This is a genomic window from Saccharothrix ecbatanensis (assembly GCF_014205015.1).
Taxonomy (GTDB): domain Bacteria; phylum Actinomycetota; class Actinomycetes; order Mycobacteriales; family Pseudonocardiaceae; genus Actinosynnema; species Actinosynnema ecbatanense.
In genome coordinates, this window is the sequence record NZ_JACHMO010000001.1 from 9,213,608 (window position 1) to 9,239,610 (window position 26,003).

General features: G+C 69.4%; 25 protein-coding genes. 7 read left to right on the forward strand and 18 right to left on the reverse strand.

Features of this window, described 5'->3' with window-relative positions; translation table 11 throughout:
* Window positions 1–3: 3 nt before the first annotated feature.
* Both F4560_RS41190 and F4560_RS41195 read left to right on the forward strand, forming a co-directional pair.
* Entirely contained in the window at window positions 4–1,890 is a 1,887-nt protein-coding gene (locus F4560_RS41190) for a fumarate reductase/succinate dehydrogenase flavoprotein subunit (RefSeq protein WP_184928427.1), read from the forward strand.
* A 1-nt stretch (window position 1,891) separates the two neighbouring features.
* Complete coding sequence (locus tag F4560_RS41195; protein WP_184928428.1) at window positions 1,892–2,641, forward strand: succinate dehydrogenase/fumarate reductase iron-sulfur subunit; 750 nt, start codon at window positions 1,892–1,894, stop codon at window positions 2,639–2,641.
* Here F4560_RS41195 and F4560_RS41200 read toward each other — a convergent pair.
* From F4560_RS41200 to F4560_RS41235, 8 genes are all read right to left on the reverse strand, one after another.
* A complete protein-coding gene (locus F4560_RS41200; protein ID WP_184928429.1) occupies window positions 2,593–3,339 on the reverse strand; it encodes a ferritin-like domain-containing protein in 747 nt (248 codons plus the stop codon). The genes F4560_RS41195 and F4560_RS41200 overlap by 49 nt on opposite strands.
* Window positions 3,340–3,436: 97 nt before the next feature.
* On the reverse strand, window positions 3,437–3,847 hold the full coding sequence (locus F4560_RS41205) for a type II toxin-antitoxin system VapC family toxin (protein WP_184928430.1): 411 nt from the start codon (window positions 3,845–3,847) through the stop codon (window positions 3,437–3,439).
* Window positions 3,844–4,101 carry a type II toxin-antitoxin system Phd/YefM family antitoxin gene (locus tag F4560_RS41210; protein WP_184928431.1) on the reverse strand — a complete coding sequence of 86 codons (258 nt, stop codon included), beginning with the start codon at window positions 4,099–4,101 and terminating at the stop codon, window positions 3,844–3,846. Before F4560_RS41210 ends, F4560_RS41205 begins: the two co-directional genes overlap by 4 nt.
* Window positions 4,102–4,176: 75 nt before the next feature.
* Window positions 4,177–5,043, reverse strand: a complete 867-nt coding sequence (locus F4560_RS41215) for an ADP-ribosylglycohydrolase family protein (RefSeq protein ID WP_184928432.1) — start codon at window positions 5,041–5,043, stop codon at window positions 4,177–4,179.
* A gap of 68 nt (window positions 5,044–5,111) precedes the next feature.
* Window positions 5,112–5,891: a methyltransferase domain-containing protein gene (locus tag F4560_RS41220; protein ID WP_184928433.1), complete on the reverse strand. Its 780-nt coding sequence runs from the start codon at window positions 5,889–5,891 to the stop codon at window positions 5,112–5,114.
* Window positions 5,892–5,994: 103 nt separating this feature from the next.
* Window positions 5,995–8,856, reverse strand: a complete 2,862-nt coding sequence (locus F4560_RS41225; RefSeq protein ID WP_184928434.1) for a vitamin B12-dependent ribonucleotide reductase — start codon at window positions 8,854–8,856, stop codon at window positions 5,995–5,997.
* 132 nt (window positions 8,857–8,988) lie between these two features.
* On the reverse strand, window positions 8,989–9,447 hold the full coding sequence (gene nrdR / locus F4560_RS41230) for a transcriptional regulator NrdR (RefSeq protein ID WP_077007489.1): 459 nt from the start codon (window positions 9,445–9,447) through the stop codon (window positions 8,989–8,991).
* A gap of 523 nt (window positions 9,448–9,970) precedes the next feature.
* The gene (locus F4560_RS41235; RefSeq protein WP_184928435.1) at window positions 9,971–10,468 is read right to left on the reverse strand and encodes a LysM peptidoglycan-binding domain-containing protein; all 498 of its coding nucleotides are present in this window, start codon (window positions 10,466–10,468) and stop codon (window positions 9,971–9,973) included.
* A gap of 241 nt (window positions 10,469–10,709) precedes the next feature.
* Between F4560_RS41235 and lexA the strand changes: the two genes are divergently transcribed.
* On the forward strand, window positions 10,710–11,387 hold the full coding sequence (gene lexA / locus F4560_RS41240; protein ID WP_221485362.1) for a transcriptional repressor LexA: 678 nt from the start codon (window positions 10,710–10,712) through the stop codon (window positions 11,385–11,387).
* A gap of 46 nt (window positions 11,388–11,433) precedes the next feature.
* Here the strand turns inward: lexA and F4560_RS41245 are convergent, their stop codons facing one another.
* Genes F4560_RS41245 through F4560_RS41255 form a run of 3 tightly spaced genes read right to left on the reverse strand, consistent with a single transcriptional unit; the run spans window position 11,434 to window position 14,450 of the window.
* The gene (locus tag F4560_RS41245) at window positions 11,434–12,462 is read right to left on the reverse strand and encodes a hypothetical protein (protein WP_184928436.1); all 1,029 of its coding nucleotides are present in this window, start codon (window positions 12,460–12,462) and stop codon (window positions 11,434–11,436) included.
* Window positions 12,463–12,466: 4 nt separating this feature from the next.
* Window positions 12,467–13,912: a GTPase HflX gene (gene hflX, locus F4560_RS41250; protein WP_184928437.1), complete on the reverse strand. Its 1,446-nt coding sequence runs from the start codon at window positions 13,910–13,912 to the stop codon at window positions 12,467–12,469.
* A 43-nt stretch (window positions 13,913–13,955) separates the two neighbouring features.
* Window positions 13,956–14,450 (reverse strand): ArsR/SmtB family transcription factor, encoded by a 495-nt coding sequence (locus F4560_RS41255; RefSeq protein ID WP_184928438.1) that lies wholly within the window; start codon window positions 14,448–14,450, stop codon window positions 13,956–13,958.
* Between the two features lie 64 nt (window positions 14,451–14,514).
* Between F4560_RS41255 and F4560_RS41260 the strand changes: the two genes are divergently transcribed.
* The gene (locus F4560_RS41260; protein ID WP_184928439.1) at window positions 14,515–15,732 is read left to right on the forward strand and encodes an MFS transporter; all 1,218 of its coding nucleotides are present in this window, start codon (window positions 14,515–14,517) and stop codon (window positions 15,730–15,732) included.
* Window positions 15,733–15,799: 67 nt separating this feature from the next.
* A complete protein-coding gene (locus F4560_RS41265; protein ID WP_184928440.1) occupies window positions 15,800–16,657 on the forward strand; it encodes an SMP-30/gluconolactonase/LRE family protein in 858 nt (285 codons plus the stop codon).
* On the opposite strand, the gene dapF is transcribed toward F4560_RS41265, so the two are convergent.
* From dapF to F4560_RS41280, 3 genes are read right to left on the reverse strand one after another with little or no spacing between them, the layout of a single operon-like run.
* Window positions 16,654–17,454, reverse strand: a complete 801-nt coding sequence (gene dapF, locus F4560_RS41270) for a diaminopimelate epimerase (protein WP_184928441.1) — start codon at window positions 17,452–17,454, stop codon at window positions 16,654–16,656. The two genes, F4560_RS41265 and dapF, sit on opposite strands and share 4 nt — an antisense overlap.
* Before the next feature lie 10 nt (window positions 17,455–17,464).
* Window positions 17,465–18,367, reverse strand: a complete 903-nt coding sequence (miaA, locus tag F4560_RS41275; RefSeq protein ID WP_184928442.1) for a tRNA (adenosine(37)-N6)-dimethylallyltransferase MiaA — start codon at window positions 18,365–18,367, stop codon at window positions 17,465–17,467.
* 4 nt (window positions 18,368–18,371) lie between these two features.
* A complete protein-coding gene (locus F4560_RS41280) occupies window positions 18,372–19,055 on the reverse strand; it encodes a class III extradiol dioxygenase subunit B-like domain-containing protein (RefSeq protein ID WP_184928443.1) in 684 nt (227 codons plus the stop codon).
* 185 nt (window positions 19,056–19,240) lie between these two features.
* Here F4560_RS41280 and F4560_RS41285 point away from each other — a divergent pair, with 185 nt between their 5' ends.
* Window positions 19,241–20,593: a DUF349 domain-containing protein gene (locus F4560_RS41285; RefSeq protein WP_184928444.1), complete on the forward strand. Its 1,353-nt coding sequence runs from the start codon at window positions 19,241–19,243 to the stop codon at window positions 20,591–20,593.
* Window positions 20,594–20,871: 278 nt separating this feature from the next.
* Here F4560_RS41285 and F4560_RS41290 read toward each other — a convergent pair whose 3' ends face one another.
* Both F4560_RS41290 and miaB read right to left on the reverse strand, forming a co-directional pair.
* Entirely contained in the window at window positions 20,872–21,369 is a 498-nt protein-coding gene (locus F4560_RS41290) for an Rv2732c family membrane protein (RefSeq protein ID WP_184928445.1), read from the reverse strand.
* On the reverse strand, window positions 21,366–22,835 hold the full coding sequence (miaB, locus tag F4560_RS41295; protein WP_184928446.1) for a tRNA (N6-isopentenyl adenosine(37)-C2)-methylthiotransferase MiaB: 1,470 nt from the start codon (window positions 22,833–22,835) through the stop codon (window positions 21,366–21,368). The genes F4560_RS41290 and miaB overlap by 4 nt, the downstream gene beginning before the upstream one ends.
* A 57-nt stretch (window positions 22,836–22,892) precedes the next feature.
* On the opposite strand from miaB, the gene F4560_RS41300 reads away from it, so the two are divergent.
* Entirely contained in the window at window positions 22,893–23,840 is a 948-nt protein-coding gene (locus tag F4560_RS41300; RefSeq protein ID WP_312869792.1) for a TAXI family TRAP transporter solute-binding subunit, read from the forward strand.
* Window positions 23,841–23,870: 30 nt separating this feature from the next.
* Here F4560_RS41300 and F4560_RS41305 read toward each other — a convergent pair whose 3' ends face one another.
* On the reverse strand, window positions 23,871–25,250 hold the full coding sequence (locus F4560_RS41305; protein WP_184928447.1) for a sensor histidine kinase: 1,380 nt from the start codon (window positions 25,248–25,250) through the stop codon (window positions 23,871–23,873).
* A complete protein-coding gene (locus tag F4560_RS41310; RefSeq protein WP_184928448.1) occupies window positions 25,251–25,922 on the reverse strand; it encodes a response regulator transcription factor in 672 nt (223 codons plus the stop codon). It abuts the gene before it with no gap.
* Between the last annotated feature and the right edge of the window lie 81 nt (window positions 25,923–26,003).

Here is a 26,003-nt window from a genome sequence, read left to right on the forward strand (position 1 = left end):
GTTTTGCCCGAGGTGGAGCGGCATTCGTTCGACGTCCTCGTGATCGGTGCCGGCGGTGCCGGTCTGCGTGCCGCGATCGAGGCCAGGGAACACGGGATGCGCACGGCGGTCCTGTGCAAGTCGCTGTTCGGCAAAGCCCACACGGTGATGGCCGAGGGCGGTATCGCCGCGGCCATGGGCAACGTGAACTCCGACGACAGCTGGCAGGTGCACTTCCGGGACACCATGCGCGGCGGGAAGTTCCTCAACAACTGGCGGATGGCCGAGCTGCACGCCAAGGAAGCCCCCGACCGGGTGTGGGAGCTGGAGACCTACGGCGCGCTGTTCGACCGCACCAAGGACGGTCGGATCAGCCAGCGCAACTTCGGCGGCCACGAGTACCCGCGGCTGGCGCACGTCGGCGACCGCACCGGCCTTGAGCTGATCCGCAGCCTTCAGCAGAAGGTGGTGTCGCTCCAGCAGGACGACTTCGCCGAGACCGGGGACTACGAGTCGCGGCTGAAGGTGTTCCAGGAGTTCACCGTCACCGACCTGGTCCTGGACGACGGCCGGGTGGCCGGCGCGTTCGGCTACTGGCGCGAGTCCGGCCGGTTCGTGCTGTTCGAGGCACCCGCGGTGGTGCTGGCGACGGGCGGTATCGGCAAGTCGTTCAAGGTGACGTCGAACTCGTGGGAGTACACCGGCGACGGTCACGCCCTGGCGCTGCGGGCCGGCGCGTCGTTGATCAACATGGAGTTCGTCCAGTTCCACCCGACCGGCATGGTCTGGCCGCCGTCGGTGAAGGGGATCCTGGTCACCGAGTCGGTCCGCGGTGACGGCGGCGTGCTGCGCAACTCCGACGGCAAGCGGTTCATGTTCGACTACATCCCCGAGGTGTTCAAGGACAAGTACGCCGACAACGAGGCCGAGGCCGACCGCTGGTACGCCGACCCGGCCGGCAACCGACGGCCACCGGAGCTGCTGCCACGTGACGAGGTCGCCCGTGCGATCAACTCCGAGGTGAAGGCAGGGCGCGGGTCGGAGCACGGCGGTGTGTTCCTGGACGTGTCGACGCGCCTGCCCGCCGAGGAGATCATGCGGCGGCTGCCGTCGATGCACCACCAGTTCAAGGAGCTGGCGGACGTCGACATCACGGCGCAGCCGATGGAGGTCGGGCCGACGTGCCACTACGTGATGGGTGGCGTGCAGGTCGAGCCGGACACGGGCGAGTCGTCGGTGCCGGGGCTGTTCGCGGCCGGTGAGGTGTCCGGCGGGATGCACGGCTCGAACCGGCTGGGCGGCAACTCGTTGTCCGACCTGCTCGTGTTCGGGCGTCGGGCTGGCGCGGGCGCTTCTGATTACGTGGCAGGGCTTTCCGCGCGGCCCGTGTGTTCGGATGCGGCCGTGGCCGAGGCGGAACGGGTGGCCGTCGCGCCGTTCTCCGGTTCCGCCGAGGGTGGCGAGAACCCGTACACGCTGCACATGGAGTTGCAGCAGGCGATGAACGACCTGGTCGGCATCATCCGCAAGGCCGACGAGATGGACCAGGCGATCAAGCGGCTGGGCGAGCTGAAGCGGCGGGCCGCGACGTTGGTGGTCGAGGGGCACCGGCAGTTCAACCCCGGCTGGCACCTGGCGCTCGACCTGCGGAACATGCTCGTGGTCAGCGAATGCGTGGCGCGGGCCGCGTTGCTGCGCACCGAGAGCCGTGGCGGGCACACGCGTGACGACTTCCCCGGGATGGATGCCGAGTGGCGGCGGAAGTTGTTGGTGTGCAAGCTCTCCGACTCCTCGGTCGAGGCCGTCGAGGTCGTGGAAGAGGCGCAGATCCCGATCCGGCCGGACCTGCTGGCGTTGTTCGAGCACAGTGAGTTGCAGAAGTACCTGGCCGCGGACGAGCTGGAGGGGTGACATGGGGTACCAGGGGCACTTCCGGGTGTGGCGCGGATCGGACCAGGGCGGCGGACTGGAGGACTTCACCGTCGAGGTGAACGAGGGCGAAGTGGTGCTCGACGTGATCCACCGGTTGCAGGCGACCCAGACGCCGGACCTGGCCGTGCGGTGGAACTGCAAGGCGGGCAAGTGCGGGTCGTGCTCGGCGGAGATCAACGGCAAGCCCAGGCTGCTGTGCATGACGCGGATGTCGGTGTTCGCGGAGGACGAGACGGTGACCGTGACGCCGATGCGCACGTTCCCGGTGATCCGCGACCTGGTGACGGACGTGTCGTACAACTACAAGAAGGCGCGGGAGATCCCGTCGTTCCGGCCGCCTACCGGTGTGGGGCCGGGGGAGTACCGGATGCAGCAGGTCGACGTGGAGCGCTCGCAGGAGTTCCGCAAGTGCATCGAGTGCTTCCTGTGCAACAACACGTGCCACGTCATCCGGGACCACGAGGAGAACAAGGAGTCGTTCGCCGGGCCGCGGTTCCTGATGCGGGTGGCGGAGCTGGAGATGCACCCGCTGGACGAGGCGGACCGGGTGGACCAGGCGCAGGCGACCCACGGGTTGGGGCTGTGCAACATCACCAAGTGCTGCACGGACGTGTGCCCGGAGAACATCAAGATCACCGACAACGCGTTGATCCCGATGAAGGAACGAGTGGCGGACCAGCGCTACGACCCGCTCGTCTGGCTGGGCAACAAGCTGTTCCGGCGGTCCTGACCTGCTTGTGCGTTCGCCAGGGCGGTCCGGAACAGGCCGGCGACGTCCAGGGCGAACCCGCGTCGCGTCACCCCGAGGTGGCGCAACGCGGGGCCGTGGTCCCAGGCGACCGTGATCACGGCGCCGCAGAGGAGCGTCCACCAGATCGCCGTCACTGCTGTTCTCGTCGGACCTGACCACCCGGCGAACGCGTCCCGCAGCCGGTCGCAGTGGAACGGAACGTGCCGTTCCTCGTCGGCGAGGATGCGTCCGGCCACCTCGGTCGTGAGCGGATCGCGGGTGCCGTCGCGGAGGGCGCGGTAGTAGCGGAGGGCCACGACTTCGGCGATCAGCAGGACCATCAGTTCGAGCTTCAACCCCAACGCCCGCCGGAGCTTGACGAACACCACGTCCGACCAGTGGCTGCTGATCGTTTGGGCGCCGGCCGAGGACAGCAGCAGCGCGAGCAGCCGAGCGTGGTTCTGCTCCTCCTTGACGAACATCCGCACGACTTTCTCGTAGTCGCCATCGCCCGCGCCCGCGGCCTTCGCGATCAGGTTCGCCCCGTCACCGGCCTCCCCGACCTGGAACCGCTGCACGCTCTCGACCACCGCGGCGTCCATCCGCGCGGCCTTCGTGAAATCGGGGTCACCAACCTCCTGCCGCCGCCGCGCCTCCGCCTCGAACTCCTGCACCCAATCACTGAAGCTGCTGTTCACGACCCTGACCTTCCGTGCGCTGGTGCCCCTGGTTCCAGCATGGACGGAGCCGGGTCGTTCGCGCGTGGAGATCCGGTGGAGGTCTCGTGGAGACCGGTCAACCGGTGAAGGGGTTCAGCAGGCGTGCGCCGGATGACGCGACATCACCGACGTTCCGCGTGACCAGCGTCCAGCCGTGGACCAGCGCGGTCGCCGCCAGCAGACCGTCGACAACGGGCAGCGGGTCCGGGACGTTGAGGCGTCCCCAGACTTGGGCCACCTCGGCGGTGACCGGGACCATCCGGTCACCGTAGGCGTCGGCCAACTGCGCCAGCCACCGCTCGAACGTCTCCGCCTGGGCCGGGTCGCGTCGGGCCAGCCGCTCGACACCCTGTCTGATCTCGCCGACGACCAGCACGCTCAAGAACAGCTCATTCGGGGAAACCGACGCGAACCAGGCGGAAACGCCGGCGTTCGGCACCTTCTTGCGGATCTCCGACACCACGTTGGTGTCAAGGAGAAAGCTCACTCGCCCTCGCTCAGGTCGACGGCTCGTGCGGGCGTCGACGGCCGGGTGATCTCCAGGTCGACATCGGGGGCGGAGCGCAGGAACGACTTGAAGTCCTCCCCGCCGCCGCGGAGACGTCGGTACTCGGCGATGTCGATGACCACGGCGACTTCTTCGCCGTGCCTGGTGACGAACTGCGGACCGTCGGTCTCGACCGACCTGATCAGCTCGCTGAAGCGCTGCTTGGCCTCCTGCAACTGCCAGTGCCCGTTCATCGCAACCTCCTCGCCCGGTCCGGTCTGTCTAGACAGACTAGATGGCGGTGACCGATCTGTCAGGTCGCGTGCCCGTCACGGCAGGGGCGAACCGGTCCGCAAGTCTGGTGGCAGCGGCTCGCGGAGGGCCAGCCAGTCACCCGGAACGCCCGTGCGGCAGGCGACGATGCCGCCGACCATCGCCGCCGTCGTGTCCATGTCACCGCCCGCTTCCACGCACGCCACGATGGCGGCCCGGTAGTCGTCGGCGTGCGTGGCGGCAGCCCAGAGGGCGAACGGCACGGTGTCCTGGGCGGTCGAGTGCGAGCCGTTGCCCAACTCGTACGCGGCCTCGGCGGTCGGACGTCCAAGCAGCCGACGTGCGTCCTCCACACCACGGCGCACCTCACTGCCATCCAGGTAGTCGAGCACCGCGTCCAGCAGATTCGGCCCCGCCATCGCCGCACCCACCGCCACCGCCACCGCCACCGCGCCCGCGATCCCCTCCGGATGCAGATGAGTCACCTCGGCCGACAGGACCGCCTGCTTGACCACGACGTCGAGGTCATCCGCGAAGAACGCGCCAAGCGGAGCCACCCGCATCGCCGCCCCGTTGCCACACGACCCTTCGCCCCGGTAGGCCGTCGTCGCAGCCTCCCGCCACGGCACCCCATCCCGAATCCGGTGCAACACCACCACCGCCCCAGGCCCGTACCCCCGGTAGGGCTCGCAGTGCTCGGCGAACGAGGCGGCCAGGCGGTCCTGGTCGACGTGGCCGTGGTCGAGGAGTTCGGCCAGCAGCAGGCAGGCCATCTCGGTGTCGTCCGTCCAGGGCCACGGCCCGGCGGGCGGCCTACCCGCTGTGAGGTCGGAGCGGGAATGGCCGGGAACGAAGTACTGCGCGCCCAAGGCGTCGCCGACGGAAAGCCCGTCCAGTGATCGGTGTGCGGAGTTGGCAGACATGTGCCGCCAACCCTAAGCCAGTTGTTCTGGAGTCTGGCAACCGTCTTACTGGTGTGGCCTCACAACCATCAGGTGCTCGGGTCCGTTTCCCAGATCGACACGTGCTTGGTGCTCTCAGCCGTGAGCTCCGAGCGGTCCCAGTCTGCCCAGCGGTACTTCAGGCTCATCCCGGCGATGCGCGCCATGAGGTCCATCTCGGCCGGCCAGGCATACCGGAAGGGGATGCGGCGGAACCGCCCTGTCCCGTCCGGTGACACGGTGACGTGGTTCGACGTGAACTCCTGCGTGACGACGTCGTACTGGTCGAACCCGACATACCCGCCGCCGTCGACGCCGGGCGCCACCGTGAACGGGACGGTGTCCTGCCCGGGCGGTAGGCGACGCAGGTCCGGCAGGCCGACCTCGACGAGGAACAGCCCGCCCGGCCGCAGGTGCGCGGCCGCGTTGCGGAAGACGTCGACCTGCCCGTCCTGCGTGGTCACGTTGCTGATCGTGTTGAACACCAGGTAGACCAGTGAGAACTGACCGGCCACCCGCGTTGTCGTCACGTCGCCGATCGTGACCTCGACCGCGTCGCCGCCCGGCTTGCCCGCGATCCGCGACGCCATCGCCCGACTCAACTCGATGCCGCTCACCGGCACGCCGCGAGCGGCCAGCGGCGCGGCGATCCGCCCGGTGCCGACGGCGAACTCGAGGACCGGACCGTCGGCCAAGTCTTCGAGCACGTCCACCGCGGGCGTCACCACATCGGGTGCGTTCGCACCGCCCGGTGCGTCGTAGTCCACGGCCACGCTCTCGGGGAACCAGCCGTCCGCAGGGTTGTCTCCCGCATTCGCTTCACCGATCACGGTCGCCGACGCTACGCCCGCGACCCTCCGTCCCTCACCCCATTTTCGAAAGGCCACGACACCTGCTGAGGAGGCCAGAGCCCCCTCAGCAGGTGGCCCGGTATCAGCTGCAACCGGAGGTGGAGCCGCAGCCCTCGCACAGGTAGCAGGAGCCGGCCGGACGCATCTTCGTGCCGCACGTCATGCACAGCGGCGCGTCGGCGGCCTTGCCCAAGTGCAGTTCGAGCAGTTCCGTCGAGCTGCCCACCTTCACGTCCTGCGGCTTGGGCTTCTTCTCCGCGGGCGCCGGGGTGGAGGCGGGAGCCGGGGCCGAGTCGACCGACGTGCGCAAGCCCTCCAGGTCGACGTCACCGTTGCCGTAGTCGGCCGACACCTGCGCGGTGCGCTCGTCGGCGGTGAAGATGCCGAGCTGGGCGCGCTTCTCGAACGGCAGGTAGTCGAGCGCCAGCCGGCGGAACAGGTAGTCCAGGACGCTGGTCGCGATGCGGACGTCCGGGTCGTCCGTCATGCCCGCCGGCTCGAAGCGCAGGTTCTGGAACTTCGAGACGTAGAACTCCAGCGGGATGCCGTACTGGAGACCCACCGAGATGGACATGGAGAACGCGTCCATCACGCCGGCCAGCGTGGAACCCTGCTTGCCGAGCTTGACGAAGATCTCGCCCAGCCCGTCGTCCGGGTACGAACCGGCGTGCAGGTAGCCCTCCGCGCCGCCGACCGTGAACGACACCGTCTGCGACGGGCGCTTCTTCGGCAGCCGCTTGCGCACCGGCCGGTACTCCACGATCGTCTCGGTCTTCACCTCGGACGAAGGTGAGCCCGCACCGACCGCCTTGGCCGTCTTGCCCGCCGACAGCGGCTGGCCGACCTTGCAGTTGTCGCGGTAGATCGCCAGCGCCTTCAGGCCCAGCTTCCACCCCTGGTAGTAGATCTCCTCGACCTCGGCGACGGTCGCCGTCTCCGGCATGTTCACCGTCTTCGAGATCGCGCCCGAGATGAACGGCTGCACGGCCGCCATCATCCGGACGTGACCCATCGGCGCGATCGACCGGTCGCCCATCGCGCAGTCGAACACCTCGTAGTGCTCGGACTTGAGCCCCGGAGCGTCCACCACGTGCCCGTGCTCGCCGATGTACTCGACGATCGCCTCGAGCTGCTCCTCCTGGTACCCCATGACCCGCAGGGCGCGCGGCACCGTCTGGTTGACGATCTGCATCGAGCCGCCGCCGACCAGCTTCTTGAACTTCACCAGCGCCAGGTCGGGCTCGATGCCGGTGGTGTCGCAGTCCATCATCAGACCGATGGTGCCGGTGGGCGCGAGCACGCTGGCCTGCGCGTTGCGCCAGCCGTTGCGGGCGCCGACCTTCTGGCACTCCTGCCACGCCTTGGTCGCGACCTTCTGCACCGCCCCGTCGTTCGAGTGGTACGTGCGCAGCATGTCGTTCGCGGCCGAGTGCTTGCGGATGACCCGCTGGTGCGCCTCGGCGTTGCGCGCGTAACCCTCGTACGGGCCGACGATGCCCGCCAGCTCCGCGGAGCGCTTGTACGCCACGGCCTGCATCAGGGACGTGATCGCGGCGGCCAGCGCGCGGCCACCCTCGGAGTCGTACGCGTGACCGGTCGCCATGAGCAGCGCGCCCAGGTTCGCGTAGCCGATGCCCAGCTGGCGGAACGCACGGGTCGTCTCGCCGATCGCGGGGGTCGGGAAGTCCGCGAAGCAGATCGAGATGTCCATCGCGGTGATGATCAGCTCGACCGACTTGGCGAACAGCTCCGCGTTGAACGTGCCGTCGTCCTTCAGGAACTTCATCAGGTTCAACGACGCCAGGTTGCAGCTGGAGTTGTCCAGGTGCATGTACTCCGAGCACGGGTTCGAGGCGGTGATCCGACCCGACTCCGGCGTGGTGTGCCAGTCGTTGATCGTGCCGTCGTACTGGATGCCCGGGTCGGCGCACTCCCACGCGGCCTGCGCCAGCTTGCGGAACAGGTCCTTCGCGTCGACGTGCTCGATGACCTCGCCGGTCTGGCGGGACCGCAGGCCGAACTGGCCGCCGTCCTCGTAGGAGCGCATGAACTCGTCCGACACGCGGATCGAGTTGTTCGCGTTCTGGTACTGCACGGACACGATGTCCTTGCCGCCCAGGTCCATGTCGAAGCCGGCGTCGCGCAGCGCGCGGACCTTGTCCTCTTCACGCGCCTTCGTCTGGATGAACTCCTCGACGTCCGGGTGGTCGACGTCCAGCACGACCATCTTCGCCGCACGGCGGGTCGCGCCACCGGACTTGATGGTGCCCGCCGACGCGTCCGCGCCGCGCATGAACGACACCGGGCCGGACGCCGTGCCGCCGGACGACAGCAGCTCCTTGGACGACCGGATCCGGGAGAGGTTCAGGCCCGCGCCGGAGCCGCCCTTGAAGATCAGGCCCTCCTCGCGGTACCAGTTCAGGATCGACTCCATCGTGTCGTCGACCGACAGGATGAAGCAGGCGCTGACCTGCTGCGGAGAGGTCGTGCCGACGTTGAACCACACCGGCGAGTTGAAGCTGAACACCTGGTGCAGCAGCATCCAGGTCAGCTCGTGCTCGTAGATCTCGGCGTCCTCGGCGGTGCCGAAGTAGCCGTGCTCGACGCCCGCCGCGACGTACTTCTTCACCACGCGGTCGATGAGCTGGCGCAGGCTGTGCTCGCGCTGCTGCGTGCCGACCGCGCCGCGGAAGTACTTGCTGGTGACGATGTTGGTCGCGTTGACCGACCAGAAGTCGGGGAACTCGACGCCGCGCTGCTCGAAGTTCACGGAGCCGTCGCGCCAGTTCGTCATGACGACGTCGCGGTGCTCCCAGGTGACCTCGTCATACGGGTGCTTGCCGGCCGTGGTGAAGACGCGCTCCACCTTCAGCTTGGCGTTCTTGTCCCCCGCGCCGTTGCGGGTGGCCGTCCTCTTGCTGGAGCCACCGACGGTCTCCGTCATCCCGGGTCCCTCTCGTCTTTCGAATCGTCTTCGAAGTTTTTCGGCGCGACCACGTCCGGGCTCCCCGTCCGAGGCGGTCGCAGGTTGGTGCCGCCGTGCTGTTGTGCCGCTGTCGTGCTGCTGTTGTGCTGCTCAGTCGTCCGTGCGCTGGGCGTCACGAAGGTCGGCGATCTCCTTCTCGAAGTCCTCGACGGACGAGAAGGAGCGGTAGACGGAGGCGAACCGCAGATAGGCCACCTCGTCCAGGTCGCGCAGCGGGCCGAGGATGGCCAGGCCGACCTCGTGGCTCGGGATCTCGGCGTTGCCGCCCGAGCGGATGGATTCCTCGACGCGGTGGGCGAGCTGCTGGAGGGCGTCCTCGTCGACGGGGCGGCCCTGGCAGGCGCGGCGGACGCCGTTGACGACCTTGTCCCGGCTGAACGGCTCGGTGACGCCCGAGCGCTTGACGACCGCGAGCACGGCTTCCTCCACGGTGGTGAACCGGCGACCGCAGCTGGAGCAGGACCGCCGGCGGCGGATCACCTGGCCTTCGTCCACCTCGCGCGAATCGACCACGCGAGAGTCCGCGTTCCGGCAGAACGGGCATCGCACGGCTCGTCTTCCCTCCTCCGCGCAGCATCCATCGCGTTAGCCTCCATGATGGGGAATACCCCAACCTGTGGACTAACTACAACGGTGTAACCACTAGATGTAGGGGTCAACCTATGCCGCGAGCCTACTGCTCTGCAACTCGGACACGCCCGTTCTCGTCCCCCGCTCGGGTGAACGAGCGCTCCGCGACCCGCCGGTCACGCAACGCCCACGGCTCGCCGCAGGTCACCGCCAAATCGCAAACGCAAACGCGCGAGTCCTACGTTCAGAACGCGCGAGTCCTACGTTCAGAACGCGCGAGTCCTACGTCCAGAACGCGCGAGTCCTACGTCCAGGACCCCCGAGTTCAACGCTCAGGACAGCCGGCCGCGGCGTCACGACGTTCTGAGCGTTGAACTCGGGGTACGCGAACGTAGGACTCACGGGTCCTGAACGTAGGACTCACGGGGTCTGGAGGTTCGACACGCGGGGCCTGGAGGTTCGACTCGCGCGGGGGTTACTGGGAGTGATTAAGAGGGTGTGATCAGGGGGTGCCGTCGGGGACGACGAGGGGTTGGCCGGGGACTACGTCGGAGTCGGGGAGGTCGTTCAGCTCGCGGATGCGGGAGACGACGGCTTCCGGGTTGCTGTTGGGGGCGTTGCGCTCCGCTACGTCCCACAGCGTCTCGCCCACCTGGACGTGTACGACGTTAGTGCGTTCGGGGACGGTCGTGGCTCCCGAGACGTACAGATAGAGCAGGCTCAGCAGCGCGGCGAACACGGCTGCAGCAGTCGCGTACGCGAGGAACTGGAGCACCGGGTGGCGCTGGGGCCGCACCGCACAGGCGGCGGGCTCGGGCGCGGTCTGGTGTACTTCGAGTCGCCGGGCTCGGCTGGCCGGGCGACGATTGTCCTTGTCCGCCAACTCGAACCGGCGGAGCACCCGCGGTCCGGGGCGCAATCCGGCGCCGAGGGCGACATCCTCGACACCCGCGCCGTCCACGAGTTCGAAGCTGTTCCGGGTGCCAATGACCACCGCCATGATGCCCTCCAACGCAGGTCATCCGATCATGATCGAACCTGTGTTCGATCGAACGTCCGTGCGAATGTGTACCACTTCATCGGGCATAATCGCTACGACACGCCGAGGTTTACTTCGAACAGGTGTTTGATCTGGACCGGTAACGCGACTACCGTCCACAAGTGAAGATCGTCGGAGAGCCGGCCTGGGCAATCGGGACCGGTGAGGAGGAAGCACCGTGGCACGCAAGACAAACGAAGACCTGCGCACCGCCGATGTGCCCTCCGCGCCCGAACCGGCGGACATCGCGGGCAACGCCGGGCTCACCCTGCGTCAGCGCAAGGTGCTCGACGTGATCCGCGACTGGCTGGACCGGTTCGGCTACCCGCCCAGCGTGCGCGAGATCGGGGAGGCGGTCGGCCTGACCTCCACCTCCTCGGTCGCCCACCAGCTGCGCGCGTTGGAGCGGAAGGGCTACCTGCGTCGCGATCCGAACCGGCCGCGCGCGGTGGGTGTGCTGCCGGCCGAGATCGTCACCGGCCTGGACCCGTCGTCCAAGCCGACGCCCGCCTACGTGCCGATGCTGGGTCGCATCGCGGCCGGTGGGCCGATCCTGGCGGAAGAGGCCATCGAGGACGTGTTCCCGCTGCCGCGCGAGATCGTCGGCGAGGGCGACGTGTTCCTGCTGAAGGTCGTGGGTGACTCGATGGTGGACGCCGCCATCACCGACGGCGACTGGGTCGTCGTCCGGCAGCAGCCCACGGCGGACAACGGCGAGGTGGTGGCCGCGATGATCGACGGCGAGGCCACCGTGAAGTCGTTCAAGCGCAAGGAAGACGGTCACGTGTGGCTGATGCCGCACAACGTCGCCTACCAGCCGATCCCGGGTGACGAGGCGACGATCCTGGGCAAGGTCGTGGCGGTCCTGCGCAGGCTCTAGAAGTCCACGGGCGGGCGGGCGGTCCGGGTCGAACGGCACGGGCCGCTTACGCCTTCCGCCTGCGCGAACGTCGCACCAGGGCCCCTAGCAGCACCAACGCCACCGCGCCGCCACCCACCACCGGCCACACCGAACGCGAGTCGGAGGCCGGGGCAGCGGCCGAGGCGTCACCGCCTGGCGCCGGAGCGTCGGCAGTGGTCGTAGTGGGCGCCGGGGGCTCGGCCAACGCCGCCGCACCCGCCACCGCCCGCACGGTCGACGACGTGGCCCCGCCGTTCCCGAACTCGGACGCCGACAGCAGCGTGCCGTCCGGGTCGAACGCGATGGCCTCACCCTGCGGCTCACCGGCCAGCGGCACCCGCACCGGGTCGCCTTCCAGCGCCTTCGCCAGGTCGCCGTCCGGCACCGGGAACAGGTACGCGTCGGTGTACGTCCGCAGCGCCGCCACCTTGCCGTCCCGCGACATGGCGCCACCGGTGACCACGCGTGTCACCACGGGGTTCTGCAACGGCCCGCCGGGGGTCTCCGTGCCGCTGATGGACACCCGGGCCACCTGCTCCATCGGCGTCGCCGCGCCCTCGCTCAACCCGGACGCCGGCCGGTACACCAATGCCGACCCGAACGTTTCCTTGGTGATGATGTGCGGAATGCCCGCGCCGTCCACCAACAATGCTTCCGCGTCGTGCTTTCCGTCAGGATACGTGAGTCGGTACAAACGACTGCCGCCGTCCGGTGAAACCGCGTGCAATGCCACGGTTTCCCGAGACTTGCCGTTGTCCCCGGTGTCCGCCGCCCACAGGGTTCCGTCAGGAGCGAGGGCTAGGTCTTCGACGTCGAACGGGTTGTTCGGCGCGGTGATCGTGCGGGTGATCGCGCAATTCCGGTCGAGCACCTGGATCAGCAGTCGGCCGCTGTCGCTGTCGTTCACCGCGAACCACTGGTTGCCGTCGGACGCGAAGCCGGACAGCTCCTCCAGCCGCGGGTCGGTCACCGCGCACACGTCGGCGACGGCCGGCTCCGCCGAGGCGGAACCGGCCGTCAACAACAGCCCGACGACTACCGCGAACGCGCGCAACGGCTCAAGCGTGGCTTCCGTTCACGGCGAACTTCTCCAGCACGCCGGCCAGGTCGCGCGGCACCCGGGCGGACAGCTCGGTGCCCTCCTCGGTGTGCCGCTCCTTGAGCACCTCGCCCTCGCGGTGCACGCGCGCGACCAGCTCGCCTCGCGCGTACGGCACCATCGCGTCGACCACGACCTCCGGCCGCGGCGTCATGGCCGCGATGCGTTCACGCAGCTCGGGGATGCCCTCACCGGTCTGCGCCGACACGAACACCGCCGTCGGGAACAGGTGCCGCAGGCGGGCCATGCCCAGCTCGCCCACCGCGTCGACCTTGTTCACCACGAGCAGCTCGGTCGGCATCGGGTCGTCCCGCCGCGACGAGATCTCGGTGATCACCTCGCGGACCGCGACGACCTGCTTCTCCGGCATCGCGTCCGAACCGTCGACCACGTGGACCAGCAGGTCCGCGTCGGCGACCTCTTCCAGCGTCGACCGGAACGCCTCGACCAGCTGGTGCGGCAGGTGCCGCACGAAGCCGACCGTGTCGGTCAACGTGTAGGGCAGGCCCTCGGGCGTCTCGGTGCGCCGCGTGGTCGGGTCGAGGGTGGCGAACAGGGCGTCCTGCACCAGCACTCCCGCGCCGGTCAGCGCGTTGAGCAGGCTGGACTTGCCCGCGTTCGTGTAGCCCGCGATGGCCACGTTCGGCACCGAGTTGGCGATCCGGCGGTGCCGCTTGGTCTCCCGGGTGACGCTCATGGCGGCGATCTCGCGGCGCAGCTTCGAGATGCGCGCGCGGATGCGCCGGCGGTCGGTCTCCAGCTTCGTCTCACCGGGACCGCGCAGACCCACGCCGCCGTTGCCGCCGCCGGCACGACCACCGGCCTGCCGGGACAGCGACTCACCCCAACCGCGCAGTCGCGGCATGAGGTACTGGAGCTGGGCCATCTCGACCTGCGCCTTGCCCTCACGGGTGGACGCGTGCTGGGCGAAGATGTCCAGGATCAGCGCGGTGCGGTCGACGACCTTGACCTTGAGCTTCTCCTCCAGCTGCCGGAGCTGGCCGGGGGAGAGCTCGCCGTCGCAGATCACCGTGTCCGCGCCCGTCGCGATCACGACGTCGCGCAGCTCGTGGACCTTGCCGGAGCCGATGTAGGTGGCCGGGTCGGGCCGGTCGCGCCGCTGCACGAGGCCTTCGAGCACCTCGGAGCCCGCCGTCTCGGCGAGCAGGGCCAGCTCGGCCAGGGACGCCTCGGAGTCGGCCGCCGTGCCTTCGGTCCACACGCCGACCAGCACGACGCGCTCCAAACGGAGCTGCCGGTACTCGACCTCGGTGACGTCCTCAAGCTCGGTGGACAGTCCCGCGACGCGACGCAGTGCGGCGCGCTCTTCGAGCGCCATGTCGCCGGTGGACAGCTCGTCCTCGTGGTCGAGCCAGTCGTTGCTGTTGTGCGTGTTTTCCGTCATTTGCCCTTCATCGTTTCACGGCACCCCTGCCGGTTTCGAGTGGTTAATCGCCCGGGTACATCGCCAGGTAGATCGCCACGCGCTCCCCGTCGGGGTGGGCCGGCTCCGCTGCCAGCTCATCGAACAACGAACGGAGACGCCGGTTTAGTTCCTCCGGGTCGGCCCGCACCACGAGTCGGACCTGTCGCAGCGAGTCGATGCCCACGTCGGCGACCTCGCCCAGGAACGCCTGGAGGACCGCCTCCTTGGCCGCCAGCGGCTTCTCCCGCCAGTCGAGCCGCCACGAGAGGCCGGTCGACAGGTAGGGGATCTCCCGCGCGCCCCGGTTGCCCGCACGCGGCTCCTGGGGTTCGAGAAAACCCGAGGCGACGAGTTTGCGCACGTGGTGGAGGGTGGTGGCGGGGTCCTTGCCGAGGCGTTCGGCGATCTCCTTGTTCGTCAACGGCGTGTCGTACGTCAGTCGGATGATGCGCAGCCGCACGTCCGAGGAGAGGGCAGCGGCCTCGTCCGCGGTGGCGATGCGTCTGGGCACGGGCACAGCATAAGACCCGCCAGAACTGAGTGATTGACAGTTTCCAATCACTCCCGAGAGACTTCACGTCGTGTCCCTCTGGTCTCATCGCGACTTCCGCCTGCTCTGGGCAGGCGACACCATCAGCCAGTTCGGCTCGACGATCGGCCGCACGGTGTTGCCGCTGCTCGCCGTGGGCGCGCTGGCCGCGACACCGTTCGAGATGGGCGTGCTGTCCGCCGCCGGAACGGCCGCGTTCCTGCTGATCGGGCTGCCCGCCGGGGTGTGGGTGGACCGGCTGCGCCGCCGTCCGGTGATGCTCGTCGCCGACCTCACCCGTACGGTGCTGCTGCTGTCGGTGCCGTTGGCCTGGTGGCTGGACGTGCTCACGCTGCCGCACCTCGTCGTGGTCGCGCTGCTGGTCGGCGCGGCCACCGTCATGTTCGACATCGCGTACCAGTCGTACCTGCCCGCGCTGGTCGGCCGGGAGCAGCTGGTCGAGGGCAACTCGAAGCTGGAGGCCAGCCGGGCGGTGGCGGAGGTGTCCGGGCCAGCCGTGGCGGGTGGTGTCGCGCAGGCGGTCGGCGCGGCGCTCGGCGTGCTCGCCACCGCGGTCGGTTACGTCGCCTCGGCGTTGTTCCTGCTGCGTATCCGCACGGAGGAGCCGCCGCCCCGTGTGCCGGACAAGCCCGGCTTGGCGCACGAGATCGCCGAGGGCCTGCGGTTCGTCTTCGGGCACCGGTCGCTGCGCGCGATCGTCGGGTGCACGGGGACCGCCAACCTGTTCGGCGGCATGACGATGGCCGTGCTGGTGCTGTTCCTCGTCCGCGACCTGGAGTTGTCCGAAGGCGTGGTGGGCCTGGTGCTCAGCTCGGCCGGCATCGGCGGGGTGCTGGGCGCGCTGACCGTGAACCGGTGGAACGCCCGGTTCGGCCAGACCAAGGTGATCTGGCTGTCCGGCCTGGTCACGTGGCCGCTCGGGCTCCTGGTGCCGCTCGGCGCGGCGGACTGGCGACTCGCGTTCCTGGTCGTCGGCGAGGCCGGGGTGGCGTACGGGGCGACCGTCTACAACATCGCCCAGGTCAGCTACCGGCAGTCGATCTGCCCGGACCACCTGCTGGGCCGGATGAACGCCAGCATCCGGTTCGTGGTGTGGGGCTCGATGCCGATCGGCGGGTTGGTGGGCGGCGTGCTGGGCGGTGGCATCGGCGTCACGGCGACGTTGTGGGTGGCGATGACGGGACAGGCCCTGTCCGTGCTGTGGGTGGTCCTGTCACCGCTGAGGACCCGCAACACCGTCACCGCGTGATCCTTTCCGGTGCTGTCACCACTGCGGGCGATGCGGGAGGCGCCGGCGATCACTACGGTCGACCGGCATGGCTGACACCACCGTGCTCCGCGAAGGTCTCCGGTTCGGCGAGGGTCCGCGTCAGGGGCCTGACGGCCGGCTCTTCTACTCCGACTTCTACGCCCACGAGGTCCGCGCGCTCGACCTGGCCACCGGCGACGAAGAGGTCGTCTGCACGGTGCCGGAGCAACCGTCGGGCCTGGGCTGGCTGCCGGACGGCCGACTGCTCGTGGTGTCGATGCGGGACCGGAAGGTGCTGCGGCTGGACGACGGCGGCCTGGTCGAGCACGCCGACGTGAACGGCATCGCGACCTTCCACGCCAACGACATGCTGGTCGACGCGCAGGGCCGCGCGTACGTCGGCAACTTCGGCTTCGACCTGCACGCGGCCATCGCGGCGGGTGGTGAGGGGCCGATGCTGGAACCGGACTGGGTGCCGCCAGGCACGCCGTTGGCGCTGGTCCAGCCGGACGGCGCGGTCACGGTGGCCGCCGACGACCTGAAGTTCCCCAACGGGATGGGCCTGCTGCCCGACGGCCGGCTGGTCGTCGCGGAAACCCTCGCCTTCTGCCTGACCAGCTTCGCGGTGGCCGACGACGGCACGTTGTCCGGCCGGCAGGTGTGGGCGTCGTTGCGCGATTACGGCATCGCGCCGGACGGCATCGCGGTGGACGCCGACGGCGGAGTGTGGGTCGCGCCCGCGCTCCAACCGTTCGCGTTCCGGGTCGAAGAAGGCGGCGAGATCACCCGAAAGGTGGAAACGAGCCAGATCTGCTTCGCCGTCGCGATCGTCGACGACAAGCTCGTCTGCTGCACCGCACCCACCTCCCAGCCGGAGACGGTTGCCACCGCACAGCTGGGCAAACTGGAGGTGTTCGCCCTCTAGAGCGCGTCCCACCAGGCCTGGTCGAGCTCACCGCGGGCCAGCAGCACGGCCGGGCCGGTCAGCGTCGCGGTCTCCTCCTCGATCACCACGGACACCTGTCCACCCAGGACGTCCACAGTGGCCTTGCCGACCCGCCGGCCGGTGCCGTACAGCCACGACGCCACCGCGGCCACCGTGCCCGTGCCGCAAGACCTGGTCTCGCCCACACCACGCTCGTGCACGCGCATCCGCAGCGCGCCGTCGCCGAGCACGTTGACGAACTCCACGTTCACCCCGTGCGGGAACAGCACCGGGTCGTGGCCCGGCGGAACGTGCAGGTCCAGTTCGGCCACGGGCACGTCCGTCACGCACCCCAGGTGCGGGTTGCCGACGTCCACCGCCACCCCGCTGAACGCCCGGCCGTCGACCGTCGCGGTACCGGTCCCGGTGACCTGCGCGCGCCCCATGTCCACCGTCACGGTGCCGTCGGAGTGCGTGATCACGTGCCGCTCACCGGCCCGCGTGCCGATGGTGAACTCCCCGGCGGGCACGAGCTCGGCCTCCACCAGGTACCGGGCGAACACGCGCACCCCGTTGCCGCACATCTCGGCGATCGAGCCGTCCGCGTTGCGGTAGTCCATGAACCACGGGCCGAAATCGGGCCGCACGACCCGCAGCACACCGTCCGCGCCCAAGCCCCGCTGACGGTCGCACAGCGCGCGCACCCGCGACTCGGTCAGGTCCAGCACGCCGTCCGGATCGGGCAGCACCACGAAATCGTTCTCGGTGCCGTGGCCCTTCAGAAACTCGACTCCCACAGCCGCCAGATTACGGGGCGACCAGCGACAGCACGTCCCCGGCCACGTCCGACGCCGCCGCGTCGAACCACCTGACCCGCTGGTCACGGCGGAACCAGGACCGCTGCTTGCGGACGAACCGCCGGGTGGCCTGCGCGGTGGTCGCCGCCGCCTCCTCCAGAGTGCACTCGCCGTCGAACGCCGCCAGCACCTGCTGGTAGCCCAGGGCCCGGGACGCCGTGCGGCCATCGCGCAGCCCCCGTGCCTCCAACGCGCGCACCTCGTCCACCAGCCCGGCCGCGAACATCCGCGCCACCCGCTCGTCCACCCGCTCGTCCAGTTCGGACACCTCGCGGTCCAGCCCCACCATCACGGTGCCGTACCGCGCGGGACCGGGCTTGGGGAGCGTCGCCGAGAACGGCTGCCCGGTCAGCTCGATGACCTCCAGCGCGCGCACCACCCGGCGACCGTTGCTCGGCAGGATCGCCAACGCCGCCGCCGGGTCGAGCTGCGCCAGCCGCCCGTGCAGCGTCTCCGGGCCGAACACCGACAGCTCCTGCTCCAGCTGGGTGCGGATCTTCTCGTCGGTGCCGGGGAACACCAGGTCGTCCACCACAGCCTGCACGTACAGGCCCGAACCGCCGACCAGCACCGGCGTGCGCCCCTCGGCCAGCAGCCGCTCCACGACGGCCCGAGCCTCACGCTGGTAGGCCGCCACGGACGCCGTCTCGGTCACGTCCAGCACGTCCAGCAGATGGTGAGGAACCCCCTGCCGCTCAAGATCACTGATCTTCGCAGTGCCGATGTCCATGCCCCGGTAGAGCTGCATCGCGTCCGCGTTGACCACCTCACCGCCCAGTTCCAGGGCAAGCCGGACGGCCAGATCGGACTTCCCGGTGGCGGTGGGGCCGACGACGGCGACGGGGGTGCTCACGGGCTCAAGCCTCCCAGACGGCGAAGTGGTAGCCGACCCCGAACGGCGCGAGGAACGACGACCAGGTGCACCGCCACCCCCCAGGCACACCCGCGGCGACCTGCCAAGCAGCCCGCCCGTAAGCGCCCAACTCAGCAGCCAACACCGGGTCCAACCCACGCAACGCACCCCTGTCCGCCGTGGCCAGCGCCTTGCGCACGTCTTCGTCAAACGTCCCGGCCCGCTCATCCGAACGTCCCACCGCCAACTCGCCATGCCGATGCGACCCATCACCCAGCACCAGAACGGCCCGCTCACCACCCAGCCGTTCACCGAGCGCGACACACTCGGCAACCGGCAGGTCCGGCGGCACGAGGTGCACCCGAACCCTCCGAACGCCCACCTGTTCCCGCAGCCAGGCAGCGACCAGCACCGGCAACGGCAGGTCGTCATCCACAGAGGACGCGTCGTCCGACAGCGACACCCGCACGTCCACCCCGAAGCCCCGGAACGTGCCCGCGACGTCCTCGACCACCCGAGGCCCAGAGGGGTCCACCGCGACCGCCACCCACTCCGACGAGTGCGCGGCCAACTCCCGGGCGACGGCCAGGCACGCCGAGCGCACCGGTTCGGTGTCCGGCGCGGCGCCGGAGACCAGTTCGGGCACCAGCAGGGGAGGGTGCGGCAGGACCGCCAGACGCGGGATCATGGCAGCCAACGCTACTCATCGGCCACCACCGGTACCGATGCGAGCTTTGACCTGTTTGAATGCGCGCGAGGTACTGGACACTCTGAAGGAGCGTCGCGGTACCCGGGTGCTGGGCCCCGTCGTAGGCGGGGCGCCCGTGGTCGGCACGGGCACCACGAAGTGGGCAGGCGAGGAGGAAGCCGGCGATGACGGAGCACGAGACGACACCGGGAACCACTGGCGACAGTGGCGCGGGGGCGGTGGTCGAGGAGACCAGGGTGGAGGCAACGCCGGTAGCAGCAGCAGCTGCGACGGCGGCGGCACCACCGGTCCCCGTGGCGTCGGACCACCCTGACCGCTGGGGGCGCGTGGACGCGGACGGCACCGTCTACGTCAAGACGGCGGACGGCGAGCGGGTCGTCGGTTCCTGGCAGGCGGGCGAGCCCGCCGAGGGCCTGGCGCACTTCGCGCGTCGGTTCGACGACATCCGCACCGAGGTCGAGCTGCTGGTGACACGGCTGTCCTCCGGCGCGGGCGACCCGAAGCACGCGATGACCAGCGCGAAGCACGTCAAGGAGAGCCTGGCCGACGCGGCGGTGGTCGGTGACCTCGCCGCCCTGGCCGCTCGCGTCGACTACGTGCTGGTCAAGGCGGAGGAGGGGTTGGAGGCCGCGAAGGCCGCCAAGGACGAGGCCCGTGCCGCGGCAGGCGCTCGCAAGCAGGAGCTGGTCGAGGAAGCCGAGGTGTTGGCGAACGAGTCGACGCAGTGGAAGTCCGCCGGTGACCGGCTGCGGCAGATCCTGGACGAGTGGAAGACCATCCGGGGTGTGGACCGCAAGACCGACGAGCAGCTGTGGCGGCGGTTCTCCAAGGCGCGTGACGCGTTCAACCGCAGGCGCGGTTCGCACTTCGCGGACCTCGACCGGCAGCGCACGGTGGCCAAGAACCGCAAGCAGGAGCTGGTCGAAGAGGCCGAGAAGCTCATCGAGTCCGACGACTGGGGCCCCACGGCCGGTCGGTACAAGGACCTGATGGTCGAGTGGAAGGCCGCCGGCCGGGCGCCCAAGGAGGCCGACGACGCCCTCTGGCAGCGTTTCCGCGCCGCCCAGGACGCGTTCTTCGCCAAGCGGTCCGAGGCGTTCAGCGAGCGTGACGCCGAGTTCTCGACCAACGCGAAGCTGAAGGAGGAACTGCTCGCCGAGGCCGAGCGGATCGACCCGTCACTGGACCTCGAATCCGCCCGCCAGCAGCTCTACAAGATCCAGGAGCGCTGGGACGCCATCGGCAAGGTCCCCCGCGAACGCGTCCGCGAACTGGAGGGCAAGCTCCGCACCATCGAGGAGCGGGTCCGGGGCGCGGTCGACGCCCAGTGGCGCAAGTCCGACCCGGAAGCCGAAGCCCGAGTGGCCCAGTTCCGCGAGCGCGTAGAACAGTTCGAAGCCCAGGCCGCAAAGGCACGCACAGCAGGTGACAAGCGCCGCGCCGAGCAGGCCGAGGCCCAGGCCAAGCAATGGCGCGAATGGCTGGCCGCCGCCGAACAGGCAGTCTCCAGCCGCTAGCAAGCAACACTCCGATGGCCCCTTCACCACCCGGTGAAGGGGCCATCGGCATCTTCGAACGCCTGTATCAACCGGCCCTTTTAATGCACCCACAACGGACCCGCAATCAACCCACCAAGGCCTGATTTGACATGGGTTCGGGTGCCATAGGCTGGACGAAGCCGGGCAGGCTTGGCGGACGCTCTTCCCGCCATGCCTGCCCGGCTTTGGCCTGCCTGGGGTGCCCGTACGGGCCCCATGTCAAATCAGGCCGGACCCGCCCACCACACCCACACACATCACTGCATAGGCGGCCGAGAAGCAGCCAACTTCAACCACTTCACCAACAACACCACCACAGCCACCACAGCCAAAACGAGCCCAAAACCGGGCCCAGGCCCAGGGTGGTGCCCAGTAGTCGTCTGCGTAGTCCAAATCGACACCACACCCGTAAACGCACCGACAAAAGAAGCCAGCGCGCAAATCCAAGCCAATACCCACCGCCGCAAAGCCAACGTCAACGCCGGCAGCAGCACACCCCCGACCACCGCCACGTACGAGAAGATCTTCGGCAACGAATCCGCGTCGCCGAACAGCACCGTCAACCCCGTCGCGCCATCCGCCCACGGCAGAATCAACGACACCAGAATCGCCAACGCCGCGACAGCAATCGTCAACGCCCCGGCACCCGGATCGATCCGCTTGGCCGCCGACCGACCCACACTGTCAATCTCTTCACGCAGCCCGGCCACGTCCTCGGGCTCGTCACCTACGGGCTCACCTGCGGGATCACTCACGGAGCCGCACACCCACCCACAGCCGCAGGCAGCGGAGCAGGCTTGCCGAACGAAGGCAGCCCCAACGTCACACCAGGCGTCTTCGGCTTGATCCCAGCCTCGGACCGATCCCCTGCCTTGGTCCGCCGATGCGACAACAACGGCCCGTCCGCGATCAGGTTGTGCGGGGCCCCGTACGTCACCACCGTCTCCACCACATCACCCGGCCGCACCCGCGCGTCACCAGGCGTGAAGTGCACCAACCGACCGTCACGCGCCCGACCGGTCATCCGCAGCGTCTCGGCGTCCTTGCGCCCCTCGCCCGAGGCCACCAACAACTCCACCCGACGTCCGACCTGCTCCAGGTTCAGCTCATGCGCGACGTCGTTGACCAGCGTCACCAGCCGGTCATACCGCTCCTGAACGACCGCCTTCGACAGTTGCCCAGGCAACTCAGCCGCCGGCGTGCCAGGCCGCTTCGAGTACTGGAACGTGAACGCCGACGAGAACCGAGCCTCCCGCACCACGTCCAAAGTGGCCTGGAAGTCCTCCTCGGTCTCACCGGGGAAGCCGACGATGATGTCCGTCGTGATGGCCGCGTCCGGCATCGCCGCGCGCACCTCGTCCAGGATGGACAGGTACTTCGCGGTCCGATAAGACCGGCGCATCTCCTTCAGCACGCGGTCCGAGCCCGACTGCAACGGCATGTGCAGCTGGTGGCACACGGCCGGCGTCTCGGCCATCGCGGCGATCACGTCGGAGGTGAAGTCCTTCGGGTGCGGCGACGTGAACCGGACCCGCTCCAGACCCTCGATCCCACCCGCGGCGCGCAGCAGCTTGCCGAACGCGAACCGGTCGCCGAACTCGACGCCGTAGGAGTTGACGTTCTGCCCGAGCAGCGTCACCTCCAGCACGCCCTCGTCGACCAGCGCCTGCACCTCGGCCAGCACCTCGCCGGGACGGCGGTCCTTCTCCTTGCCGCGCAGCGACGGGACGATGCAGAACGTGCACGTGTTGTTGCAGCCGACGGACACCGACACCCAGCCGGAGTACGCCGAGTCGCGGCGGGCGGGCAGCGTGGACGGGAAGGTCTCCAGCGAGTCCAGGATCTCGACCTGCGCCTCGCGGTTGTGCCGGGCGCGTTCCAACAGCACCGGCAGCGAGCCGATGTTGTGCGTCCCGAAGACCACGTCCACCCACGGCGCGCGCCTGACGATCTCGTGCTGGTCCTTCTGCGCGAGGCAGCCGCCGACGGCGATCTGCATGTCGGGGTTCGCGGACTTGGCGGGCGCGAGGTGGCCGAGCGTGCCGTAGAGCTTGTTGTCGGCGTTCTCCCGCACGGCGCAGGTGTTGAAGACCACCACGTCCGGCGGGGCGTCGCCCTCGGCCGGTTCGTAGCCCGCGTCCTCCAACATGCCGGCCAGGCGCTCGGAGTCGTGCACGTTCATCTGGCAGCCGAACGTGCGGATCTGGTAACTGCGAGTCACTGCACCTAGTCCTTCCGTCGGGTCCAGCGTAGAGCGTGGACGTGCGACGATGCGCAGGTGTCGGGAACGCTGCTGCGGTTGCACGCGGTCGGGGCCGCCTTGGCCCTGGCCACTCTGTCATTGACCGCGTGCGGTGACGACTTCGACCACGTCAAGCTCACCATGGCCGCAGGCAGTCCGGGCGGGGTCTACCACGCGTTGAGCACGGCGCTGGCCGACGCGTGGACGCGCGACCCCGGCATCCCCCGCCCGCAGGTGGCGAACACGGCCGGCTCGGTGGACAACCTGGACCGGCTGCGGACCAACCAGGCGCAGGTCGGGTTCTCGGCGGCCGACGCGGCGGAGGAGAAGCAGAAGGACGGGGCCGGCCACAAGCTGTACGCGCTGGCCAGGATGCACGACGACTACCTCCAGCTCGTGGTGCGGGACGACGTCCCGGCGACCAAGCTGGCCGACCTGAAGGGCCTCCGGGTGAGCGTGGGCGCCCGCGACTCGGGTGTGTGGCTGATCGCGCAGCGGCTGCTGAAATCGGCGGGCATGTCACCCGACCAGGACCTGAAAGTGCAGTACATGGACCTTCCGACCAGCACGGACGCGATGCGGAACGGTGCGTTGGACGCGTTCTTCTGGTCCGGTGGCGTGCCGACGAACGCCGTCACCACGCTGGCCACGACGGTGAAGCTCCGGATGCTCGACCTGGGCGACGAGCTGCCGAAGCTGCGGCAGGCGTACCCGGTGTACGGCTCGGCGACGCTGCCCGCGTCGGCGTACCGGCTGGGCGGCGGCCCGGTCGTCACGCTGGTCGTGCGCAACTTCCTGCTGGTCAACGACACGATGTCGGAGGAGGTGGCAGAAGCCCTGGTCAAAGGCCTGTTCCAGGCGCAGTCATCCCTCGTCGCGGCGAGCCCCGTGGCGAGGTCGATAGAGGTCAGGTCGGCGATCGAGACAACCCCGGTGGAGCTGCACCCGGGGGCCGCGCGGTACTACCGGGACGCAAAGATCTAGGTAGTCGCAGTTCCCTGAATCTCTGGCTACTCAGGCAGCCGGAAACTCGACCACCACCCGCAACCCACCCGCCTCCGGCAACTCCAACCGCACCGACCCGTCCACCCGATCCACGATCTGCCGCACCAACGCCAGCCCCAACCCGGACCCCTGCACGTTCTGGTGCGCCGGACTGCGCCAGAACCGGTCGGTGGCCCGCTCCAACTCGTCCGGCGCCAACCCCGGCCCCTCGTCCTGCACCGACAGCCGCACCACACCATCCCGCCGCCGCACGTCGACGTGCACCATCGTCCCGTCCGACGTGAACTTCAGCGCGTTGTCCAGCAACGCGTCCAACACCGTCTCGACACCACGCGGCGGCACAAGGGCCCGTCCACCCGGCTCCCCGTCCAGCACCAGGTGCACCCCACGCGCCGCGGCAGCGGGCTGCCAAGCCGTCAACCGCCCGGCCACCGCCCGGTCCACGTCCACCGGCACCGGATCGACCGACTGCGCCCCCGCCCGCGCCATGGACAGCAGCTCGTCCAGGATCCGGTTCAACCGGTTGGTCTCGTCCAGCGCGGCGGCCTGGTGCGCGATCCCCTCGCCCACCACGTGGTCCTCCAAATTGGACAGACGCAGCTTCAACGCGGTCAACGGGTTGCGCAGCTGGTGCGAGGCGTCCGCGACGAACGCCCGTTGGGCGGCCAGAACATCGCTCACGTTCGCCGCCATCTGGTCGAACGACCGGGACAGCTGCCGCAGTTCCGGCGGACCGTCGGACGAGCCGACCGGCTGCACGGGCTGACCGGACACCACCGCCGCCAACAGCCGCCCGGTCGCGTCGTCCAGCCGCCGCACGGGCCGCAACGTCCACCGGACCAGCGGCAACGCCACGAACACGCCGAGCACCAGCACCAGCAGGCTCGACCCGAGCAGCACCGACCACCACACCACGATCTCGACCCGGGTCTTCGACGTCGGCGACATCGTCACCACCGCGCCCCGGACCTCGCCCGCCTCCAGCACCGGCTCGGCCAGCACCAGCTCGGTCGACTCCCACGGCATGACGAGCGCGGGCGCGACCGGCTGCCGACCGGCCAGCGCGCCCCGCACCAGGTCGGCCACCTCGGGTGAGGACACGTCCACGTCGTCCGAGGACGCCGCCACCACCTGCCCGTCCCGGCCCAGCAACGCCACCCGGACCCCGTACAGCTCGTGGTACCGGCGCAGCTCCGCTTCCAGCACCTCGGGCTGGTCGTCGATGAACGGCCGCTGCGCCACCGACGCGAATCGGTTGGTGTCGGTGAGCCGGTCCAGGAACAACTCCTGCTGCTCGGTCTGCGCCACCCCGCGGCCCAGCGGCACGCCCATGCCGACCAGCACGAGCACGACCAGCGTCAACACGATGCCCAGCAGCCGCGACCGCACTCAGCCCCCGCTCAACCGGTACCCGACCCCGCGCACCGTCTCCAACAAAGAAGGACGCCCGAGCTTCGTCCGCAGCGTCGCCACGTGCACGTCCAGGGTCCGGTTGGCTCCCGCCCAGGTGCGTCCCCACACCTCCGCCAGGATGCGCTCCCGGGTGCACACCGCGCCACCCGCCGCCATGACCAGCGCCAACACCTGGAACTCCTTGCGCGACAACGCCACAGGTTCACCCGCGACGGTGACCTCGTGCCGGCCGAGGTCCACCCGCACGTCGGACACCTCGAACACCTCGGTGCCGGTGCCGCCGAGCCCGACCGGGTCGCCGCGCCGCCGCCGCACCGCGTGCACCCGGGCCACCAGCTCCCCCACGTCATAGGGCTTGACCAGGTAGTCGTCCGCGCCGGCGTGCAGGCCGAGGATCCGGTCGTCGATCTCGCCGCGGGCCGACACGACGATGATCGCGACGTCACTCGCCGCACGGATGTGGCGGCAGAGCGTGACACCGTCCACATCTGGCAGCCCGAGATCGAGCAACACCACGTCGATCCCGGCCAACCGATCGAGCGTCCCCCGTCCGGTGGCCTGACGGTCTACCGTGAACCCGCGCCGCGTCAACGCCGGTACCAGCGCTTCTGCGACGCGGTCGTCGTCCTCGACCAACAGCACCCGCACCGTGGAGCCTCCCCGATAAGTGTCGCCACCCTGTGACAGAGTTGAGACCCTAAGTCTTGCTCAACCGCCTGGACTGGTGTG

What these genes read in the sequence shown, in the direction of transcription:
- F4560_RS41195 (WP_184928428.1), top strand. Translation starts at nt 1,892, where the DNA reads ATGGGGTACCAGGGGCACTTCCGGGTGTGGCGCGGATCGGACCAGGGC.
- F4560_RS41210 (WP_184928431.1), bottom strand. Translation starts at nt 4,101, where the DNA reads ATGAACGGGCACTGGCAGTTGCAGGAGGCCAAGCAGCGCTTCAGCGAG.
- F4560_RS41215 (WP_184928432.1), bottom strand. Translation starts at nt 5,043, where the DNA reads ATGTCTGCCAACTCCGCACACCGATCACTGGACGGGCTTTCCGTCGGC.
- F4560_RS41225 (WP_184928434.1), bottom strand. Translation starts at nt 8,856, where the DNA reads ATGACGGAGACCGTCGGTGGCTCCAGCAAGAGGACGGCCACCCGCAAC.
- F4560_RS41235 (WP_184928435.1), bottom strand. Translation starts at nt 10,468, where the DNA reads ATGGCGGTGGTCATTGGCACCCGGAACAGCTTCGAACTCGTGGACGGC.
- hflX (WP_184928437.1), bottom strand. Translation starts at nt 13,912, where the DNA reads ATGACGGAAAACACGCACAACAGCAACGACTGGCTCGACCACGAGGAC.
- F4560_RS41265 (WP_184928440.1), top strand. Translation starts at nt 15,800, where the DNA reads ATGGCTGACACCACCGTGCTCCGCGAAGGTCTCCGGTTCGGCGAGGGT.
- F4560_RS41280 (WP_184928443.1), bottom strand. Translation starts at nt 19,055, where the DNA reads ATGATCCCGCGTCTGGCGGTCCTGCCGCACCCTCCCCTGCTGGTGCCC.
- F4560_RS41285 (WP_184928444.1), top strand. Translation starts at nt 19,241, where the DNA reads ATGACGGAGCACGAGACGACACCGGGAACCACTGGCGACAGTGGCGCG.